We start from the raw sequence: 18,645 nt of genomic DNA on the forward strand, positions 1-18,645 counted from the left end.
TTAACCCTCGTGGCGGACCCTTTAGGGACACCAAAACGGGGGTTGCATTATGCGCAGCAAATCGGCCGGCTCCATGATCGGAGCCGGAGCAATCATTACGTCTGTCTTCGCGGCAGGCGCCGCCACGATCCTGTCGGGCGGAACCAGTACGACCAGCAGCTCATCGACCAGCACGGCCGATAGCGGCACGGTCACCATCTCCAGTAGCAGTGCGAGCAGTGCGACGACGACCAGCACGGCGACGACCAGCAGCACCAGCAACAGCTTTGCCGACTTCGACTTCGCCAACGGCACGGTGTTGCCGGGCAAGGCGACGCTCTGGATCGGCAACGCCACCTACAAGCCGGGCAGCAGCACCGCCTATGTCCCGGTCTATCTCGATCGGGCGACGCCCAACACGGTGATCGCGCGGATCACCACGGTGAACGGCACCGGCACGCTGAAGGCCACGTCCGGCACCAACTACAAGACGGTCGATACCGTCGTCATCTTCCGGCCGGGCGATCCGCTGGAACAGACGGTGGAAGTGCCGGTCATCAGCGCGACCGAAGGCCAGCAGTTCAGCGTGAAGCTGCGCGAGGCGCCCTGGGGCGCATTGCAGGGGCAGTCGACGGCAACCGTCACGGCCAAGGCCTATGTCGCGGCGACCGAGAAGGCGACCGGCACCTTCCGCGAAGCGCGGACCTTCGCGGCCTCGGGCACGCTGCAGTTCGAACTGCTCAAGGACACGCACAAGCGGTCTGTCGATGGCGGCTGGGACCGTTGGGCCACGACCCTGTCGCATGGCCGGGCGCAGACCGGCAATGGCGAGACCGGCCTCTATGTCGACACCACCACCTATCCGGGGATCGAAGGGCCGGTCTACTGGAGCAACAAGGGCCTGGTGCTGCACAGCCAGGTGCTCAAGACGCCGATCAGCTATCAGGGCGTGACCTATAATTATGGCGCGTCGATCCTGGATGGCCGCAACTTCCTCGCCTCGCAGATCGGCTATGGCCAATATGAGTGGGAAGCGAAGATGCCCAATCGGCGTGGTTCCTGGCCCGCTTTCTGGCTGATCTCGACCAGCGGCTGGCCGCCGGAAATCGATGTCTATGAAGGCTTTGGCTATCAGAGCTATTGGGATTTCGATCGCCATGTCGGCCAGACGATCCATGTCGGCGCCAACAGCACCCGCTATGACCAGCGTGGCATCGTCATCCAGACCGAACAGGCCTATGGCCTGTCGGGCTATTCGCAGGACTTCCACAAGTTCGCGGTCGATATCCAGCGTGACTACATCACCTGGTTCGTCGATGGCAAGGAAACCTACCAGTCGGTCAACCCGTTCAAGGGCTTCCGCTTCTATCCGCTGATGAATGTCGCGGTGAAGACGACGGGTGCCTATGACGATGGCAGCGGCGACATGACCATCCGCAGCTTCAAGGTCTATTCCGCGCCATAATAAGCCCGGCTGCCCCGGCCCGTCAGGGCATAGAGGCGGCCCCAGCATTTGATCCACTGCCCGGCGATGTCGACCCGTCGCGCGCCGGGCAGTAACAGGGCGAGGAGGCCGGCGGTGCGCATCGCGAACACCGCCAACGTCCGCCCGAACAGGGTGAGGGTGCCGACGATGCCGGGCCGATGCTTCCGGCGGGTCAGCGTCTCGGTAAAGCCGATCCGCCACATGCGGGACAGTATCCAGCCGAGCCGGACCCGTTCGGGCGGCACCCATTCGCTGACGCGCGCATCTGCAGCCCAGCCGAAACCGATGCCGGCATCGCGCAGGCGGGTGAGGTAATCCAGATCCTCGCCGCCGCTGCGATTGAAGCGCGGATCGAACCAGGGGGCGGGCAGCGCCTCTAGCGCCTTGCGGCTGAGCAGCAGATTGTTGCTGGCCCATAGCATGTCGGTTGCACCCGAGGGCCGATCCTCGGCCCGGAATACCAGCGCTTCGCGCGCCCAGTGCGGCGGGGGGCGCAGGAAATGGGCGTCGACCGGACCACCGATCACATCGGCGCCGCACATCTCTCGAACTGCGAGGAGTGCGTCGAGCCAGCCGGGCTGCGGCCATTCATCATCATCGATCATCGCCAGATACTGCATTGCCGGAGCTGCCAGTGCGGTGGCGACGATCGCGTTGCGGACCGAGCAAAGGCCGGGCTCTGGCACATGCAGGATGCGGATCGGCAAAGGATAATCGGGATCATCCTGCATCTCGTGCGCGACCATCGCGCCTTCCTGCCCGACGGGGTCGTTGTCGGCGACCAGCAACTGGACATCGTCATGCGGCACGACGGCGGCCAGGCTTTCGAGCAGGTGGCGCAACTGGCCCGGCCGGCGGAACGTCGGGATGGCGATCCAGATGGTCGGGGCGGCGGGCATCAGGCAGCAACCTTGACCGGGGTCGGGCGGGCGCGTCCGCCGCGTTGCAGCCATTTGATGATCTTGTGGCCCGGCAGCTCGATCAGGCGATAGCTGGCCCAGCAGAGCAGCCAGGTCGCGATCAGCATGGCGGCGATGAAGACCCAGTCATGGCCGACAAAGCCATGGCGATGGGCGATCCCCATGACGCGGGCCATGATGTCGCGCACCAGCGGATGCCACAGATAGATGGAGTAGCTGATCAGGCCCAGATGATAGCTGACCGGGTTGGCCATCACCGCGCGGGCGGCGGCGCCATCATAATAGCAGGTGAGGACCAGCGCGGGCATCAGGCACACGACCAGCACATCGGCGGCTCGGGGCAGCATCAGGGCGACAGCGATGATGACACATATGGCGGCAAATCGGCCGGGGCCGGCGAGAAGGTTGCGGGTCAGCGCCATGTCGCGGATGCGATAGGTCAGGACGCCCAGGGCAAAGCCGGCAAGGCAGCGCAGCAGCGTCAGCACTGTGTCATAATCGTTGACGTCCAGCGGACCGCTGGCGCCGCGTCCGGAACTGGCGACCAGCACCAGAATGCCGACGCACAGCGCCAGTTGCGCCCAGGCCCAGCGGGAAAAGGCCATGATCGCGATCAGCGGGTAGAGGAGATAGGCGGCGACCTCCGTGCTGACCGACCAGCTGTTGCCGGCGATCGGCTGGGTGCCCCATCCCCAGCTCTGGATCATCAGCAGGTTGGTGAGGATATTGGGCAGGTCGAGCGGGATCGCCTGTGTCCCCGACACATTGACCAGGATGCGGGCCATGAACACCAGCGTCACGATCAGGTGCAGCGGCCAGACGCGGGCGGTGCGGTTGATCAGGAAGTCCATGTAACTGGACCGCCCCAGATTGTGCATCAGCCGGTCATAATAGCCGTAGGAAATGACGAAGCCGCTGAGAATGAAGAAAAGATCGACCGCCAGATAGGCGCGCGAGAAAAGCGGGATCGCGAAAGCCTGAAAGGCTGGCGCATGGGGAATATGGTAGAGCAGGACCGAAACGGCGGCGATGCCGCGCAGGCCCGTGAGCGAGGAAATTCTCATGCGGCATGTCTCCCGGCCGGCGGCGCGTCGTCGAAGGCGGCGGCGATGGCGTCCCACAGCGGCTTGCGGCGCAGGGAACCGTCCAGCGGCAATCCGCGCGACAGCTGGCCGTCGGGCCATTTATAATCCTTGTAGTTGGACAGCCAGGAATAGCGGTCCGACAGGCCCCAGCAGAGCACGGCCTGCATTGCCGGATTGTCCAGCGCGACATCGATGAAGGCCCGGCCGACACTGGCAACTTCGCTGTCACGTTTGGCCGGGTTGGGTGGGCCGCCAATGTCGGCAATGTCGAACTCGGTAATCTCCAGCTTCAGGCCATAGCCGCGCAACTGGTCGAGGAAATCGGCGAAGCGGCGCTCGTCGAACCCCTCCTTATAGGGTTTGAGATGACCCTGGATGCCGATCGCGTCGATCGGCACATCGCGCGCTTTAAGCCGGTCGAGCAGCTTCAGCATCGCGGTCCGGCGGCGCTCGCAGCGGGGCGAGTCATGTTCGATGCCATAATCGGTCAGGAACAGGGTCGCCCTGGGATCGGTCTCGCGCGCGGTGTGGAACGCGATGTCGATATAATGTTCGCCGAGCGCCTGCATCCACATGCTGTCGGCGCGCATCCCGTCGGCGCGGCCGTCATTGGGTTCCAGCGCCTCGTTCACCACGTCCCATTCCTGGATGCGCCCGGCATAGCGTGGCATGGCGGTGGTGATATAGCTCGTCATCAGGGTCTGGCGCTGGCGGTCGCTGGCGGCCTTCAGCGCGGGCTCCAGCCATTTGGGCTGGGCGGCATACCAGACCAGCGCATGGCCGCGTGCGCGCATGTCATGCTTCTGGGCGAAATCGATGATCTGGTCGGCACCGCTGAAATCATATTGGCCCGGCTTGGGCTCGGTCGTGCCGCGCTTCAGTTCATATTCCTGCACCAGGATATTGCATTCTTGCGCCACCGCCTGGGTGAAGCCGGCATCCTCGCGCAACTGGCGCGACTTGACCGCCGCGCCGAAATAGCGGCCCTTGGCACGGGCATGGGTGGCGAGGCCGGGCGGCATGGCGGCCGCCGCAACGCCAGCAGGCAGCGTCGCCGCCAGCGCCATGCCACCGGCCAGAAATTCGCGACGCTTCACAGGCGCGGCCTCCCGCCCACCATCTGGGCCATGTCGATCCATCGGTCGGAAATCCGGCGATAGACCGGGTCGGGTAGGATGATCTGCATCAGCACGGTGGCGGCCAGTCGAGGACCGAAGGCGCCGCGCAGAACGGCGCCGACATAATAGCGCATCGCCTGAAACCGGCTGGTCGGCCAGATGCTCTTGGCCGCATGCCAGCCCATATAGGCGGAAAAGGCACGGGCTGAGATATGGGGGCGCAGGTCGCGCAGCCAGATGAGGCTGCCGACGCTGCCGCGCACCGCCGACAGCCGATGTTCGGCATCGCGGTCGGCCCAGATCGTGCCGGGCCGCGCGGTCATCTGGAACTGGCCGCCGGCCAGCGCCAGGCGAACGGCAAAGTCGGTATCGTCACCGAACTTCACATCCTCGCGATAGCGGACCTTGTTGGCGAGGCCGCGACTGAGCGCCAGGCTGCTGGTCTGGATGAAGCCGCGATCGCACATGAGATAGCGGTCGATCGTCTCGCCGGTCGCGATCGCGCGCGGGGGCTTCAGGAAATTGCGGCCCTGGCCGCGATCGACCAGCACCTGGCCATAGGCGACCACATTCTCGTGCTGTTGCAGCAGGGGCAGCAGGTCGGCGAGATGATGGGGCAGGAAGCGGTCATCGCAGTCGAGAAAGGCGATATAGCGCCCGCGCGCCTGCGCGATCCCGGTGTTGCGCGCGGCCGATGCGCCGCGATTGGGCTGGACGATGACACGCAGGCGCGGGTCTGCGATCCCGGCCAGCACCTGTTCGGTGTCGTCGGTCGACCCGTCGATCACGACGATCACCTCGATCAGCGCGATCGTCTGGTCGAGCGCGGACAGGACCGCGTCGACCACCTTGTCGCGGCGCTGATAGGTCGGGATGACCACGGAAAAGAGCGGCGAGGCGGCCTGTTCCTGCAGCGCGGACGGAGGTTGCCAGGCCGCCATCACGAACGGGCGCCGCTACTGAGGGCATCGGCCTTGCCGAAGCGCAGGACGAAGCCGTTGACGAGCGAGCGATAGAGCGACTTTGGCATGTAGGAACGCAGCAGCTGGCGCGCGATCACCCGTGGCGGCACGCCGCCCGCGGTCAGGCCGATGGCGAGGTCGCGGATCGCCGCGACCGGGCGGATCGGCGCCATATGATAGGCGAGCACGGTGGCACGATAGCCGCGCCGCGCCCGGTTGGTCAGCATATGGCCGCAGCGATCGAGCCAGTCGAGCGAGGTTTCATAGCCGCGCACATAGGAGGTGCGGCCGACCTCGGTCGCGTCCAGCCAGATGGTGAGCGGGCGCTCGATCATCCGGAAGCGCGCACCGGCGCCCTGAAGTCGGACGCAGAAGTCGAGATCCTGCCCCTTCTTGAGCGCGGGGTCGAACAGCACCTGCTGGGCCATCCGGGTTGGTACGACCATCGTTGAGGTCTGCATGAACTGGTTGGCGCAGAAGAGATATTCGCCGACATCCTCGTCTTCTCGAATGCCGCGGTCGGGGCGGATCCAGTAGCGATCGACGCCTCGATCGACTTTCATCCGCGAATAGAGAACCGTGCGGCCGCCGTCGCCCGCCAGCGCTTCCGCCATGGTCGACAGCTTGCCGGGCAGGAACAGGTCGTCGGAATCGAGGAAGGCGATATAGCGCCCCTCGGCGGCGAGGATGCCCCGATTGCGCGCCGCGCCACCGCCGGCATTGTCCTGGCGGATGTAGCGCAGGCGCGGGTCGCCGATCGCTTCGATCACCGGGCCGGGATTGTCATGCGAGCCATCATCGACGACGACGATCTCGAAATCGGTCCAGTCCTGCGCCAGCACCGACCGGATCGTGTCGGTGACCACGTCGGCGCGGTTGTAGAGCGGGATGACGACGGAGAAGAAGGGGATGTTGGTCATGCGCCATGGACCTTTCGATACTCTTCATAATGGACGCCGGTGAGGCCGGCGATTTTGCCCGCGGCGCGATAGAGCTTGCCGAGGCGCTCCACCCGCTTGCCGCGGTCCAATGTGGTGAGGGGGCCGACCGCGCCGACCAGGAAGCCGACCGCGATGCGGGGGCTTTCGCTGAGCGCCGCACGAAGGGCGCCGCCATGGGTGCGGGCGACGATCATGTCGGTCATGCCGACGCGATAGCCGCGCATCAGCAGCCATTTGGCGGTAACCCGGCTGGCCGGGATGAGTTCAGTGACCAGCGCTTCCTCCGACCAGGCGAAGCGGAAACCGGCGCGCTGCATCCGGGTGAAGAGCTGCTTGTCCGACCCGCCGGTGAGCGCCATGCGCTCGTCGAACGGGCGGGCGCCGATGCGGCGCAATGCGTTGGCGGACATCAGCACGTTGGCGGTGCTGTCGACCAGCGAGACCGGGCCGGACTTGTCGCGCCGCTTGGGCTGGAGCAGCGGATGACGCGAGGCCCAGGCGGGCAGCGGGCTGTCCATCTCGCGCAGCACCGCGCCGCCGACGACATCGGCGTCCCAGCGATCGGCGGCCGTCACCAGCGCGTCGATCCATCCGGGGCAGGCGGCCTCGTCATCGTCCATCATCGCCACATGGGTGACGCCGGGCCGGGCAAGCGCCGCCTCGACCAGCGCATTGCGGACCAGGGGAATGCCACGTTCGCGCACCAGCAGCGCCTCGATCGGCCAGCGATAGCCCGACGTCGCCAGCGCCTCCACCACGGCCAGCCCCTGCTGCTCCCTGGCGTCATTGTCGGCGACCAGCACATCGATCCGGTGCCGGGTTTCGAGCGCGGCGAGCGAGGCAAGCGTGCGCCGCAGCCCCTGGGGGCGATTGCAGGTCGCGATGCAGATGACGACATTAGCCATGGGTAGCCTCCGGGCGGGCGAGAAAACGGCGGCGCCACTGCGGAAGCGGGCGCGCCTTGTAGGTGGCGTGGGCGGCGGCGATGGCCGCCAGGAAGATCACCCAGACCTGCCGATCCTTGTCGAAGAACGAGGTTTCCAGCAGATTCTGGTAAAGAACGAAGACCCAGATCGCGAAGCAGGGCACCATGATCGGCCGGTTCTGCGGCGTCGCCCCAGTCAGGAACCAGATGGCAGGCAGCGCCAGGAAGGTGAGCAGCAACATGATGAGGCCCAGCGGTCCGGTGGTCACCAGGATTTCCAGATAGCCATTATGCGAATGGGCGGTCAGGGTCTGAAACGCCTGGTTGAGATAATCGAGCGAGGGGCTGCGATCGCCGACCTGCCAGAAGCCGCCGAAACCCGCACCCAGGAAGGGGTGATCCTTGAGATAGGCAAGGTCGACTTCCCAGATGGACACGCGGCCGGTGAAGGAGGTGGGGTCGGCGAAGATCCGCTCCACCACCGGCTGGAAAGCGACATAGAGCCACAGCACCCCGACCATGCCGAGCGCGACCATGATCAGCAGTACCGCCCGTTTCTGGGTGGAATCGCTCAATGCCCGATAGACGGCGCAGACGCCCAGGATGGCGAAGGACAAGGCGAGCGAGGTCTTGCTCTTGGTCCCGATCACGAAAACGAAGGCCATTACCGAGAAGAGGGCATAATACCATTTCTTGGTATCGACCCAGGCATTGGCCGCGACCATGAAGGTCAACGCCATAACCGCGCCGGCAATATTCTTGTGGAAGAAGAAGCCGCGCCAGGCGCCGATCAGCGCCTTGTCGCTCTCGGTCGGCGGATGGACCGCCGCCGAGGTCAAGGGCAGCGAGACCCAGCAGATGATGAGGGACAGGATCAGGGCGTAGCGCAGTGCCTGGAGCAGCCTTTCGGGCCCGATCAGGCTGAGCGCGCTGAAGGTGATGTAGATCACGATCAGCTGCTGCATCGCCCGCTTGAACGATACGAACGGATCGACGCCCCAACTGCAGGTGATGAAGAACCAGGCAAGCATGACGGCCAACGGCCAGAGCGTGAAGCGATAGCGTGGCGGATAGCGGCGGATCAGCTGCACGCCGGTCAGCAGCATCGCAAAGCCGATGAACAGCGCCTGCTTGAACAGGTCCGATCCGTTATTTTCCTGCGCCATGGCGACCAGTTCATCCTGGGTGCGCGAGGCGAAAGGCTGCTGGCCGATGAAGACCAGCATCAGGAAGGTGAAATAGAAGATCTGGGCGACAAGGGTTAGCCGGGCGCTTTCGGTCTTCTTGATGGCGGCGACGCCCGGCCGGGTCAGGACCGGCGCGGGAATGTCACGATGCCAGGGGGTGCTTGCCATCGCTCAACCCTCCGCTTGGATGCGGCGCCAGCTGCGGTCGAGCTGCCAGATGCCGAGCATCATGACGAGCTGCGACAGCACGACGCCGGCGATCGAGAAGACGGGCGCGACCAGCAGGGTGAGCAGCGTAACGGCGGCAATGCCGACGCCGCAGCTGCGCAGGCTCTGGGCTGCGAGCGGACGGAAGGCCTTGCGTGCCTGGGTCATGACGCTCATCGGCGTCTGCACGCACTGGACCAGCGAGAGCAGGGCGCAGAGCGCCACGGCAGTGATCACCAGCTGATGGTCGAGCGTGGGCTTGAGGATCAGGCCGGGGAAGAAATAGAGCGCGCCGGCCGCGACGACGCAGGTGCCGAGCCACAGGAAGACAAGGGCGCCCATGAAGATGCGTTCCGACTGGATCGCGGCCTGATGATCGCCGCGCGCGACGGCACGGGTCATGCGCGGGCGTTCCAGCTGAGTGAGGGCGGTGATGCAGACATTGACCGGGCGGAAAAACAGCATGCCAACGGCGATCGGCGCGAAGGCGGTCGGCCCCGCGAGCAGGGTCACGGCATAGCTGTGCGCGTTCGACGTCGCCTCGGTCGACAGCACGCCGACCAGGGTCCAGGCCGACTGTTCCTTCCACACCGGGCGATAGGCGCGCAGGGCGGCCAGCGGCGACATGGCGACATGGCGGCGCAGATAGGGACTGCCGAAGGGCAGCAGGCCAGCGAGGCTCGCGGCGACGAGCATGGTGCCGATGCCGGTCAGGTCCGCGCCGGTGCGCATCGCGACCAGCAGGCCGATGAGGATGGTCGCGGCATAGGCGATGTCGGATCGGGCCGCCTGCATCGGCGCATGATGGGCATAGGCGTTGGACCGGCCGAACCAGCGGATCAGCGACAATGTGCCAGCGAGGCCGAAGACCAGGGCGGCCTGCGGCGAGGCGGTGGTCCAGGCGATGGCGGCGCAGATCATCCCCTGGCTGAGTGACAGCAGCAGGTTGACCGGGAAGAAGAAGCCATGCGCCGCGCGATCGACATCCTCGCCCTGATTGACGGCGATCGTATAGGGTGTCGACACCAGCGCGTTGGACAGGCTGTAGCCGAACTGGATGATGACCAGCAGGAAGGCGAGCACGCCGATGCCGGTGGTGGCGAGATGGTGGATCGAGAAGAGCTGGACCAGCAGATGGCTGACCGAGACGATCGCCGAGGAGAAGCTGGCGAGGCCGAAGCGGCCGAAGATGGTGCCCAGGCGCTGGGTACGGCCGGAAGCCGCCTGCGCCTCAGCCATGGCGGTGCTTCCAGATCAGCCACAGGGCATGGGGATTGGTGGTGATATAGCGCCAGGCCAGTTCCTTGGGCCGGGTACCCATGCGGTGCAGCCATTCCAGGCCATTGCGCTGCATCCACATCGGCGCGCGCGGATAATCGCCGGTGATATAGTTGAACAGGCCGCCGCAGGTGACGATCCAGCCGGCCTTGATCCGGTCGCGATTGCGCACGCAAAAGGCCTGCTCGCGCGGCTTGCCGGTGCCGACCCACAGGACGTCGGGCGCGGCCGCATTGATCGCGTCGATCACCGCATCCTCTTCCTCGGGCTTCCAGAAGCCGTTGCGGCGCCCCGCGACGGTGAGGCCCGGTGCCATCTCGACGATCCGATCGGCGCAGGCGGCGTTCACCTTTTCCTCGCCGCCGAGCAGATAGTAGCTGACCCCCGCCTTCGCTGCGGGCACCAGGCTGTCGATGAACATGTCGGTGGTGCTCGACCGATCGGCGATCGGCGGCTGGCCGACCCAGCGCGACGCGGCGACGACGATCTGGCCATCGGCATGGATCAGGTCCGCCTGGGCCAGATTGTCGCGAAACCCCTTGTCCGTGGCGTTCATCGACAGGCCCTGACCATTGCAGTCGAAGATCAGCAGCGGGCGCTGGTCGAGCGCGCGGCGCAGCGGCGCCTCGCCCAGCATCCGGTCGATCAGCGCGTCGAGCGACAGGGTCGACACCGGAATGCCGCCGACCAGGGCGATCTCCTCCGGCGTGGACACGGGCTGTTGCAGCGGCTGACGGGGAATGGCCTGCTCCAGGCTCATGCGATCACGCTCCCTGCGATGCTGATATTATGACGGTCCAGATCGTCGATCACGCGGCGCATGTCGGCGATCGCGGTCTCGCCACGCCGGGCGACAATGGTGACGGCATCGAAGCCCGCGAGGATGGAGCCGAATGGCGTCTGCTCGCCGCGCCGCTGGGCGAGGTAGAAGAGCATCGACGTGTCGTGCAGGCCCCAGCCGGCGGCGGTGTCCGCCAGCGGTCCCTTGGTCACCAGGCTGGATGCGCTGCCCGATGCCCGGCCGGCGGTCATCAGCCACAGGCCATCGACCGCCGTGCGCGCGGCGGGCAGCAGCGCGGCGCTGCCAAGCAATTGTTCGGCCAGGCCCGCCTTGTTGGCGACGCGGAACAGCCGATCGAGCGAGGGACGGTCGATATCGACATCGACCAGCATCGTCTGCCCGTCCATCTGTGCCATCACGACGGCCAGATTGGCGGCAAGGATCGCTGCCTCGTCACCCGCGTCGATCGACAGGATGGCAAGGCGCAGGGCTGCGCCGTCGCTGTCCTTTGCCGCCGCGCGCATCTTGGCGCGGATGGTGCGGACCTTGGCGGCATAGGCATCCGCGGGGTCGAAGGCGCTGACCACAAGCGGATCGACGCGCTGGTCGCCGGCCGCCAGCAGCGGGAAGCCGCCCTGCATGGCGAGGATGATGCCCGCCGTTTCGGGATCGAGCAGGCCAAGGTCGATCGCCGCCTGCTGGAAGGGCTGGCCGGCGGCATGGCCATGGGCTTCGATCCGGCCGATGTCGGTTTCGGCGAGGAAGCCATGTTCGACCGCGAGCTGCGCGAAATCCTTGGTGTCGCGGGCGCGGGGTTTGAGGCCGGTCGTGGCGCCGGCGGTCAGATGGGGATGGGCACTAGCCGTGGAACGCAGTCTCATGCGGCCTCCTGTCGCTTGGGGAGCCAGCCGCCCCGTGCGGGGGCAGGCAGCAATTCGGTGATGACTTCGACCTCGGTCGCTCGGGCCACGCCGGCGGCGGAGCGGACGCGGGGCTGGGCGATTTCGATCAGGACGACCGCCGCAATGCCGCCGACCAGGCCAAGGGCGATGCCGCCCACCAGCCAGAGCAGCAGGTTCGGCTTGGCGGGTAGCAGCGGCACGGTCGCCTCGTCGAGCAGGCTGGCATTGGGCTGCGAGATCTGGCTCTTGAGCGCCGCTTCGTTGAAGCGCTGGCGCACCGTGTCATAGGTCTGGCGGGCCGCATCGACGTCGCGCTGCATGACCATCAGCTGGTCCTGCACGTCGGACATGCGGATCATGCGGTCTTCCTGCGAGGCCATGTTCGACTTGAGGTCGCCCTCGCGGCGGCTGGCGGCGACGCTGTTGGCGCTGACGGCACCGGCCTGGCTGGCGCGGGCGGCGCCAAGCTTGGTCTGGAGTTCGGACAATTGCGCCGAGGCGGCGGCCATGGTCGGATGGTTCGGACCAAGCGTCTTGCCCAGTTCCTGCACCTTGGCCGATTGGGCAGCGACCTGTTCCTGCAAATTCTGGACGATCAGCGACCCTTCGATGTCCGATACCGAACCGGCGCCGGCCTTGCCGCGCGCGGCGGCGGCTTCGGCCTGGGCTTGGGTCAGCTGATAGGACATGTTCTTCAGCTTCTCGGCCTCAAGATCCATGCGGTTGATGCCGATGATGTCATGGGCGCGCTGGAAGTCGGACAGGCGCTTCTGCGCATCCTCATAGCGGCGGCGCACGTCGGCGGTCTGTTCGTTGAACCATTTGGCCGAGGTGCGTGCCGGCGAGGCGCGCAGTTCCACCTGCTCGCGCATGTAGATCTGTGCGGCGAGGTTGGCGACGCGGGCGGCGACCTGCGGATCGGGATCGAGATACTGGATTTGCAGCACGTTGCTCTGGCGGCCGGTTGTGACCAGCAGCCCGGCGCGCACGCGCGCGGCGGCCTGTTGCAGGCGGGCATCGGCTGGCATGTCCGCGGGCAGCGCGTCGATGAAGCCCGCTTCCTTGGCGACCGCATTGATCACCTTGGCACTGCGGATGATGTCGGTCTGGGTGCCCAGGATCGAGTCCACCTCGACCCGGCCCTGATTCTGGGTCGTGTCGGTCGGATCGGTCTGTGACAGGTCCAGCATCAGCGAGGTCGTCGCCATATATTGGCGCGACTGCATGAAGGCCGCGACCGCGATCAGCAGGAACAGGGCGCCGCCGATCATCGCGGCGACCCGCCAGCGCGCCTTGACGGCGGCGGCAAGGTCCAGGGGGTTCATCGTCATAGTCCGTCCACTCCTCGGAGCATGGCGCGCATTTCCTCGGCCGGCGTCGGCGCGACCGTGCGCGGCGCGGGCTGCTTGGCCATCAGCAGCAGGAATTGCGGCGCCAGCGTATCTTCAAACATCCACAATTCACCGCCCGGCGTGGGCGTAAGGGCTGGCTGCAACCGGGCCAGCGCATCGCTGGCATCGGCCTCCATGCCCGGATATTCGCCCAATATGTCGCTGCCGACGCGCAGCAGCCGCTCCAGCGAAATTGCCGACATCTGCGATGCGACGATGCCGGCCAGCGCGATCATCCGGCGCCCGGATGCGCTGTCACGCAGGGCGCGGGTGAACAGGCCATGGCTGGCGCTGCTCATTTCCGCCCAGTCGTCCAGCGCGCTGGCCAGCCCCTGTTCGACATCGCTGGCGGTCACCTGCTCGCGGCCGCCGGCCTCGGTCACAAGCGCCGCCTGCATGCCGAACAGCCGGGCATGATAGGGCGATCCCATTGCTGCGCCGGCCAGCGCCTCGACGGCTTCCGGCGTGATCGACAGTCCGGCCTTCTCGCCGCAGCTTGCCAGCAGCAGTTCCAGTTCGGGGCGGGCGATCGGGCTGACCCGCTGGGGCGCGATATGGCGGCGAAGCGAGGGATGGGCGGCGATCAGGCCGTCGACATCGCCGGCGATGCCGACCAGCACCACCTGCACCGGCGAATGGATATCGGTCAGTAGCTTGAGCAGCGTTGCGACATCCTGCTTGGCGGTGTCGGAGCGGACCCGGTCATATTCGTCGAGGATCAGGATGGAGCGCTGGCGCACCTCCTCGACCAGCAGGGTGGCAAGGCCATTCACGTCCAGCGGACCGGTGGCGAGCTTGCGGGCCCGTTCCTGGCCCGCGCCGCTCATCGGCAGTTCGGTCAGGAAGGGGCGGAACAATGAGTCGAAATCGGCCTCGCCGCTCGCCGACCCATAGAGAGCAACGCAGCCCGCCTCGTCTGCCAGATCGCCGAAGACGCGCGCAAGCGAGGTCTTGCCCGATCCGCGCGTGCCGAAGATGATCGCATGCTTGCGCTGGACCACGATCGCCTCGACCAGCTTTTCCAACTCGTTGTTGCGGCCTGCCAGGCCATGGCGGTCGGTCACCGGCATGGCGGTGTTGAACGCGCTGTAGATCGAATCCCGGCGCAGGCTGATGGGCTTGAGCGGCGTTGCCATCGCGCCCATCGCCAGCGGTCGCGGGGTGTCGTCGGGCGCCGGTTCGGGCTCTGCCGTCCGGTGGAAGCTCGGTGCGACCGGTTCCTCCAGCAGCAACGGAGCCTGATCGGGGATGACACGGGCGGAGGGGCTGGACCCGCCGGCCAGTCGGCGCGGCAGGGACCAGAGCCAGTCGAGCGTGCCCGCCGAGCGGGCGCCGAAATCATGTTCCATCGCGGTCAAAACAGCTTCTCCCGGATGATGAGGACGTCTTCGGGCTTCACCGGATCATCCAGCTTGGCCTGGACCTCCTGGCCGCCGCGCTTCACCTTGATGCTGCGGGTCGAACCGGCGAGGGTCGGACCACCGGCCAGGGCAAGCGCCTGGCGGAAGGTCTGGCCCGCGACATAGGAGAAGGCGCCGGGTTGCTGGACCTGGCCATAGACATAGACCTTCTCGGCCGGCGGCACGAACAGGATGTCGCCGGCCTGGAGCGGCCGTCCGGCGCCCGCGCTCATGTCGGTGAGCGAGATGCGCACGGCGCCGCTGCCATCGGCGGGGGTCAGGATGACGGCATTGGCGCCGGCCGTGGTCGCGCCGCCAGCCTTGGCCAGCATCGACGCCACGGTATAGTTGCGGTCGAGCGGATAATTGCCGGCCTGGGGCACATTGCCCAGCACCGTGACCGAGCGACTGACATAGTCGCTGACCTCGACGCTGACCGAGGGTTTGGTCAGATAGCCGCCACCGGCATAGCTCGCCGCGATGTCGGACGCGAGCTGGGACGTGGTCTTGCCCTTCGCGTCCACCGGCCCGACCAGCGCGAGCAGCACCGTGCCATCGGCCTTGATCCGGGTTTCGGTCGACAGGTCGGGCTGGCCGAAGATCGAGATCTTCAGCTGATCGTCCGGACCGAGCAGATAGCCGGCGGGGGCAGACGCCGCCGGCCGCGCGGGCGTGGCGGCAACCGCCGCGGCTGCGGCGGCACCGGCAGGCGCCTGTGCCGTTTGGGTTTGGGCCGACAATGAGGTCGGCACCGCCAGCAGGGGGAGGGCGGCAAGGATATGGAAGCGTGTCGCTATTCTCATGGGTCAGGCTCCCTTCGGGTCAAAAGCGCAGCAGGGCTGAGAGCGTCACCTGCGTGCCGCTATAGTTGGAGACATCGGTGTCGGTACGGCGGCGGTAATGCTGGGCGTCGAGGCTGAGGTCGAAGCGATCGGTCAGCTTGCGCTTGAGCGTCGCGCCGAACTGGCGATTACGGTCCGCCTCGATCGAGAAGGGGCGTAGCGCCGCATCCTGCCGGAACTTGCGCCTCTGCCAGTCGGCATAAAGGCCGGCCGAAGTCAGCTCGCTGATCGCGAACTCCCCCTCGATCCGATAACTGGAACGGATCGCGAAGCCGCTAGCGATCAGGCTGTCATTCATGATGTCGCGGGCGGTGGAGGCGGTCAGCTTCACGCGCGGGATGATGCTGGTCGACAGCCGCACATCCCAGCCCATGCCATTATAGTTGCCGACGGCAGCGGAATCGCTGCTGACATCCAGCCATTGCAGGTCGGCGTCGACCTGGGTGATCGGCGTCACCGACCGCTGGAAGCGCAGGCCATAGGCGTTGATGCGGTTCTTGATGCCCAGCGTGCGCCGGTCGCTGACCGTCCGCTCATAATAAGTGGTGAGCGTGCCGAAGCTAGGCTTGTTATAGCCCAGGCCGACCTTGAAGCTGTCGCTGTCCTGGTCGGCATAGTCGAAATCGTCGGCATTGCGCGTCGTGTCATGCTGGTAACCGGCGACCGGGAAGAAGCCTGGCCGCTCGCACGACAGGTCGGCCCCCAGCGTGGAGAAGCGCTGGAGATTTTCGGTCGCGGCGTTGATGTCGCCATAATCGGCGCGCTGCTGGCGATAGCTGGCGCGCGGCGTGATGCCGCAGGTCGCTCCGAATCGAATCGTCGCCCTGGCCTCCGCATCGAGTCGCAGCTTGCTGCGCTGGGTCTCCGACACGAACTGGTCATAGCCGGCCTTGGCCCGGATCTGGATGTCGTGTCGCCCGATCGGATGGGCATAGGTCGCCTCGATCGAGGGTGTAACGATCAGGTCGCCGGTGGGGTCTTCGACCCGGTCGTCGACGCGATAGACATTGTCATCATAGAGAAGATCGAGCCCGGCCGTCAGGTGCAGGCCGAGCGTATCTATGCGCTTGTCATCATCTTGGGCCTGCGCCGTGGAGGGCAGGCCGGCGAACAGCATTGCGCCGCCAAGAGCGGCCATGGCGGCCGCATGCGGCCATGCAAAATCATTTGCTGCGGGCGCACAGAGGCGCGCCCGCAAACACGGGTTATGGGCATTATCCAAACGCATGAATCCTTATTGCATTGCAGCAACAAGGGGCATGCTAATCGTATTTTTACGTAATGCACACGGGTCCGGACGCGACTTGTCGCGCCAAAACAACGGCTCGTTTCATCGACGAAAGGAGCCGTTAACAGCCGATCCCGGCTGTTAATCTGAGGGCAAGGAAACTGGCCCCGATCAGAAGATCAGATAAGCGATCGCGCCGATTGCCGCGCAGAAGGCGAGGATGCCCGCCCAGCGCGAAACAAACTGAATCGGACCTTCCGCGCGGTCGGCGATCGACAGCGCATGGCCGTTATCGGGGAGATCGCGGACGGCGATGCCCGCATCGGAAAAGGAGGTTTTTGTTGCGGCAACTGCCGCCAATTCATCAGCCACGACCGTCATCCTGGGAACTTTATGAACGGTCGTTAATATAGGATTTTAGGGTTCACAAATAGTTTACATCGGCATGAAAGCCGGCTCAGCTCATCGCAAAAGCCGGCTTCTGATGCGGAAAATCCTCAATCCTGGTCAAAGCCCCTGTAAACATTGGAGCTTCACCAGCAGGCGGGATCAATAGGCGTTGCGGTGAACCAACACGCGGGCCGTGCCGACCAGGATGCCGATGTCGCGCATCAGGCTCCAGCCGTGCAGATATTCCAGATCCGCCTCGACCCGGTTCAGAATGTCGCGCCGGGTTTCGGTCGCGCCGCGGAAGCCGCGGATCTGGGCCAGGCCGGTGATGCCGGGCTTGAGCGCATGGCGATGCCAATATTGACGGTCGACCTGCCAGAACAGCTGGTCTTCGGCGGTCGAGCCCAGCGCATGGGGGCGCGGGCCGACCAGGCTCATCTCGCCGAGCAGCACGTTGAGCAGCTGGGGCAGCTCGTCGATGCTGGTGCTGCGGATGAAGCGGCCGACGCGGGTGATGCGGTTATCGTCGCGCTGGGTCGAGGTGGCGCCGGCGGTGTCGCACTGTTCCACCCGCATGCTGCGGAACTTGAGGATGTGGAACAGGCGGTTGCCGCGGCCGATCCGTTCCTGGCGGAAGAAGACCGGGCCCGGCGAGTCCAGCCGGATGGCGACGGCCACCGCGATCATCAGCGGCGCCAGCGCGATCAGCACCGGCACGGTCAGGATGATGTCGAGCAGCCGCTTCTTGGCGCGATTGGCAAGGTTGAGCGGACCGCGGGCGACCACCAGCGTCGACACGCCGCGATGGCTCTGCACCGCGAGCGGCGCCATCGGGTCGAGTTCCGGCACGATGATCTCGCCCAGGATATTGCCGCCCTTGAGCATCTGCGCCCAGTCGGCCTTGCGCTCCAGCGGGCAGGAAATGACCACGCGATCGAAATCGCGCAGCAGCATGCCAAGGCGATGCAGCATATAGGGATCGTCCAGATCGGCGCGCAGGCCGAGCGTCGGTGCGTCCACGATCGTCATGCCGTTCACATCGTCGGGGATCAGGCCGTCGTCGATGATCAGCAGCTGGGCGAACAGGCCTTCGGCGAAATGGCGACGAACGGCGCGGACGACCAGCACCCGCTGCATCACGATCAGCGCGCCGCTGAAGAACAGGCCAGTGCTGATGCCCAGGCGCGAGAAATTGTCGGTGACCTTCAGCGAGAAGACGACCAGCAGGAAGATCAGCAGGGTTCCGGCGAAGGCCATTACTGCACTGCGGCATGACGCCGTCATGCTGGTCAGGCAGCGCGGGTTGTAGGCCTGGTTGTGAAAGGCGATGGTGCCATAGACCAATATCCCGCCGGCGAGCGGTTGCCAGACCTCCATCGACAGGATTGGAATACCCGCCACGCGCAGGCCGATGACGAACCCTGCGGCCAGGGCCATCATGTCTGCAAGCAGCAGAACCAGGCTCAGCCACAGGCGCGCGTTCCGCTGGAAAGCGGCGGTGGCGGGCTGGCGACTGGGGGTTCCTGCAATCGCCAGATCTATTTTGGACATCGGCAACCCTTTAAATGCGTCGTGACGTCATGGTCCGCCCGCCCGTCGTCAGACGGTGGCGATCTTTCCCCA

General features: G+C 65.8%; 17 protein-coding genes. 1 reads left to right on the forward strand and 16 read right to left on the reverse strand.

The genetic code is table 11. The annotated features are described in order from the left end of the window. Positions 1-49: 49 nt before the first annotated feature. Positions 50-1,444 carry a family 16 glycosylhydrolase gene (locus HH800_RS07165; protein WP_374550818.1) on the forward strand — a complete coding sequence of 465 codons (1,395 nt, stop codon included), beginning with the start codon at positions 50-52 and terminating at the stop codon, positions 1,442-1,444. Here the strand turns inward: HH800_RS07165 and HH800_RS07170 are convergent. The 16 genes from HH800_RS07170 to HH800_RS07245 form a co-directional block, all read right to left on the reverse strand. Then, on the reverse strand, positions 1,429-2,364 hold the full coding sequence (locus HH800_RS07170; RefSeq protein ID WP_010339069.1) for a glycosyltransferase family 2 protein: 936 nt from the start codon (positions 2,362-2,364) through the stop codon (positions 1,429-1,431). The genes HH800_RS07165 and HH800_RS07170 overlap by 16 nt on opposite strands. Beyond that, a complete protein-coding gene (locus HH800_RS07175) occupies positions 2,364-3,449 on the reverse strand; it encodes an acyltransferase family protein (RefSeq protein ID WP_169860644.1) in 1,086 nt (361 codons plus the stop codon). The genes HH800_RS07170 and HH800_RS07175 overlap by 1 nt, the downstream gene beginning before the upstream one ends. Further along, complete coding sequence (locus HH800_RS07180; protein WP_169860645.1) at positions 3,446-4,567, reverse strand: endo-1,4-beta-xylanase; 1,122 nt, start codon at positions 4,565-4,567, stop codon at positions 3,446-3,448. Before HH800_RS07180 ends, HH800_RS07175 begins: the two co-directional genes overlap by 4 nt. Then, entirely contained in the window at positions 4,564-5,529 is a 966-nt protein-coding gene (locus tag HH800_RS07185; protein WP_169860646.1) for a glycosyltransferase family 2 protein, read from the reverse strand. The genes HH800_RS07180 and HH800_RS07185 overlap by 4 nt, the downstream gene beginning before the upstream one ends. Next, positions 5,529-6,470 carry a glycosyltransferase family 2 protein gene (locus tag HH800_RS07190; RefSeq protein ID WP_037507003.1) on the reverse strand — a complete coding sequence of 314 codons (942 nt, stop codon included), beginning with the start codon at positions 6,468-6,470 and terminating at the stop codon, positions 5,529-5,531. Before HH800_RS07190 ends, HH800_RS07185 begins: the two co-directional genes overlap by 1 nt. Then, on the reverse strand, positions 6,467-7,396 hold the full coding sequence (locus HH800_RS07195; protein WP_048936567.1) for a glycosyltransferase family 2 protein: 930 nt from the start codon (positions 7,394-7,396) through the stop codon (positions 6,467-6,469). The genes HH800_RS07190 and HH800_RS07195 overlap by 4 nt, the downstream gene beginning before the upstream one ends. Next, positions 7,389-8,771, reverse strand: coding sequence for an O-antigen ligase family protein (locus HH800_RS07200; protein ID WP_097382949.1), 1,383 nt, complete (start codon positions 8,769-8,771; stop codon positions 7,389-7,391). The genes HH800_RS07195 and HH800_RS07200 overlap by 8 nt, the downstream gene beginning before the upstream one ends. Before the next feature lie 3 nt (positions 8,772-8,774). Further along, positions 8,775-10,049 (reverse strand): polysaccharide biosynthesis protein, encoded by a 1,275-nt coding sequence (locus HH800_RS07205; RefSeq protein WP_169860647.1) that lies wholly within the window; start codon positions 10,047-10,049, stop codon positions 8,775-8,777. Continuing rightward, positions 10,042-10,848, reverse strand: coding sequence for a WecB/TagA/CpsF family glycosyltransferase (locus tag HH800_RS07210; RefSeq protein ID WP_037506998.1), 807 nt, complete (start codon positions 10,846-10,848; stop codon positions 10,042-10,044). Before HH800_RS07210 ends, HH800_RS07205 begins: the two co-directional genes overlap by 8 nt. Continuing rightward, entirely contained in the window at positions 10,845-11,750 is a 906-nt protein-coding gene (locus HH800_RS07215) for a hypothetical protein (RefSeq protein WP_004212423.1), read from the reverse strand. Before HH800_RS07215 ends, HH800_RS07210 begins: the two co-directional genes overlap by 4 nt. Further along, complete coding sequence (locus HH800_RS07220) at positions 11,747-13,102, reverse strand: GNVR domain-containing protein (protein WP_017499212.1); 1,356 nt, start codon at positions 13,100-13,102, stop codon at positions 11,747-11,749. Before HH800_RS07220 ends, HH800_RS07215 begins: the two co-directional genes overlap by 4 nt. Beyond that, the gene (locus HH800_RS07225) at positions 13,099-14,511 is read right to left on the reverse strand and encodes an AAA family ATPase (RefSeq protein WP_169863264.1); all 1,413 of its coding nucleotides are present in this window, start codon (positions 14,509-14,511) and stop codon (positions 13,099-13,101) included. Before HH800_RS07225 ends, HH800_RS07220 begins: the two co-directional genes overlap by 4 nt. Before the next feature lie 5 nt (positions 14,512-14,516). Continuing rightward, positions 14,517-15,365: a polysaccharide biosynthesis/export family protein gene (locus HH800_RS07230; protein ID WP_169860648.1), complete on the reverse strand. Its 849-nt coding sequence runs from the start codon at positions 15,363-15,365 to the stop codon at positions 14,517-14,519. A gap of 19 nt (positions 15,366-15,384) precedes the next feature. Then, positions 15,385-16,542 (reverse strand): hypothetical protein, encoded by a 1,158-nt coding sequence (locus tag HH800_RS07235; RefSeq protein WP_169860649.1) that lies wholly within the window; start codon positions 16,540-16,542, stop codon positions 15,385-15,387. 261 nt (positions 16,543-16,803) lie between these two features. Continuing rightward, positions 16,804-17,013, reverse strand: a complete 210-nt coding sequence (locus HH800_RS07240; protein WP_069338383.1) for a hypothetical protein — start codon at positions 17,011-17,013, stop codon at positions 16,804-16,806. Positions 17,014-17,181: 168 nt separating this feature from the next. After that, positions 17,182-18,573, reverse strand: coding sequence for a sugar transferase (locus HH800_RS07245; RefSeq protein ID WP_004212431.1), 1,392 nt, complete (start codon positions 18,571-18,573; stop codon positions 17,182-17,184). Positions 18,574-18,645 lie beyond the last annotated feature (72 nt).

The sequence above is a fragment of the Sphingobium yanoikuyae genome, assembly GCF_013001025.1.
Taxonomy (GTDB): Bacteria; Pseudomonadota; Alphaproteobacteria; order Sphingomonadales; family Sphingomonadaceae; genus Sphingobium; species Sphingobium yanoikuyae_A.

Bases quoted from the DNA above. Each gene is read 5' to 3' on its own strand.
- HH800_RS07190 (WP_037507003.1), bottom strand. From the start codon at position 6,470: ATGACCAACATCCCCTTCTTCTCCGTCGTCATCCCGCTCTACAACCGC.
- HH800_RS07170 (WP_010339069.1), bottom strand. From the start codon at position 2,364: ATGCCCGCCGCCCCGACCATCTGGATCGCCATCCCGACGTTCCGCCGG.
- HH800_RS07205 (WP_169860647.1), bottom strand. From the start codon at position 10,049: ATGGCTGAGGCGCAGGCGGCTTCCGGCCGTACCCAGCGCCTGGGCACC.
- HH800_RS07240 (WP_069338383.1), bottom strand. From the start codon at position 17,013: ATGACGGTCGTGGCTGATGAATTGGCGGCAGTTGCCGCAACAAAAACC.
- HH800_RS07175 (WP_169860644.1), bottom strand. From the start codon at position 3,449: ATGAGAATTTCCTCGCTCACGGGCCTGCGCGGCATCGCCGCCGTTTCG.
- HH800_RS07230 (WP_169860648.1), bottom strand. From the start codon at position 15,365: ATGAGAATAGCGACACGCTTCCATATCCTTGCCGCCCTCCCCCTGCTG.
- HH800_RS07215 (WP_004212423.1), bottom strand. From the start codon at position 11,750: ATGAGACTGCGTTCCACGGCTAGTGCCCATCCCCATCTGACCGCCGGC.
- HH800_RS07165 (WP_374550818.1), top strand. From the start codon at position 50: ATGCGCAGCAAATCGGCCGGCTCCATGATCGGAGCCGGAGCAATCATT.
- HH800_RS07195 (WP_048936567.1), bottom strand. From the start codon at position 7,396: ATGGCTAATGTCGTCATCTGCATCGCGACCTGCAATCGCCCCCAGGGG.
- HH800_RS07185 (WP_169860646.1), bottom strand. From the start codon at position 5,529: ATGGCGGCCTGGCAACCTCCGTCCGCGCTGCAGGAACAGGCCGCCTCG.
- HH800_RS07225 (WP_169863264.1), bottom strand. From the start codon at position 14,511: ATGGAACATGATTTCGGCGCCCGCTCGGCGGGCACGCTCGACTGGCTC.
- HH800_RS07220 (WP_017499212.1), bottom strand. From the start codon at position 13,102: ATGACGATGAACCCCCTGGACCTTGCCGCCGCCGTCAAGGCGCGCTGG.
- HH800_RS07235 (WP_169860649.1), bottom strand. From the start codon at position 16,542: ATGGCCGCTCTTGGCGGCGCAATGCTGTTCGCCGGCCTGCCCTCCACG.
- HH800_RS07210 (WP_037506998.1), bottom strand. From the start codon at position 10,848: ATGAGCCTGGAGCAGGCCATTCCCCGTCAGCCGCTGCAACAGCCCGTG.
- HH800_RS07245 (WP_004212431.1), bottom strand. From the start codon at position 18,573: ATGTCCAAAATAGATCTGGCGATTGCAGGAACCCCCAGTCGCCAGCCC.
- HH800_RS07200 (WP_097382949.1), bottom strand. From the start codon at position 8,771: ATGGCAAGCACCCCCTGGCATCGTGACATTCCCGCGCCGGTCCTGACC.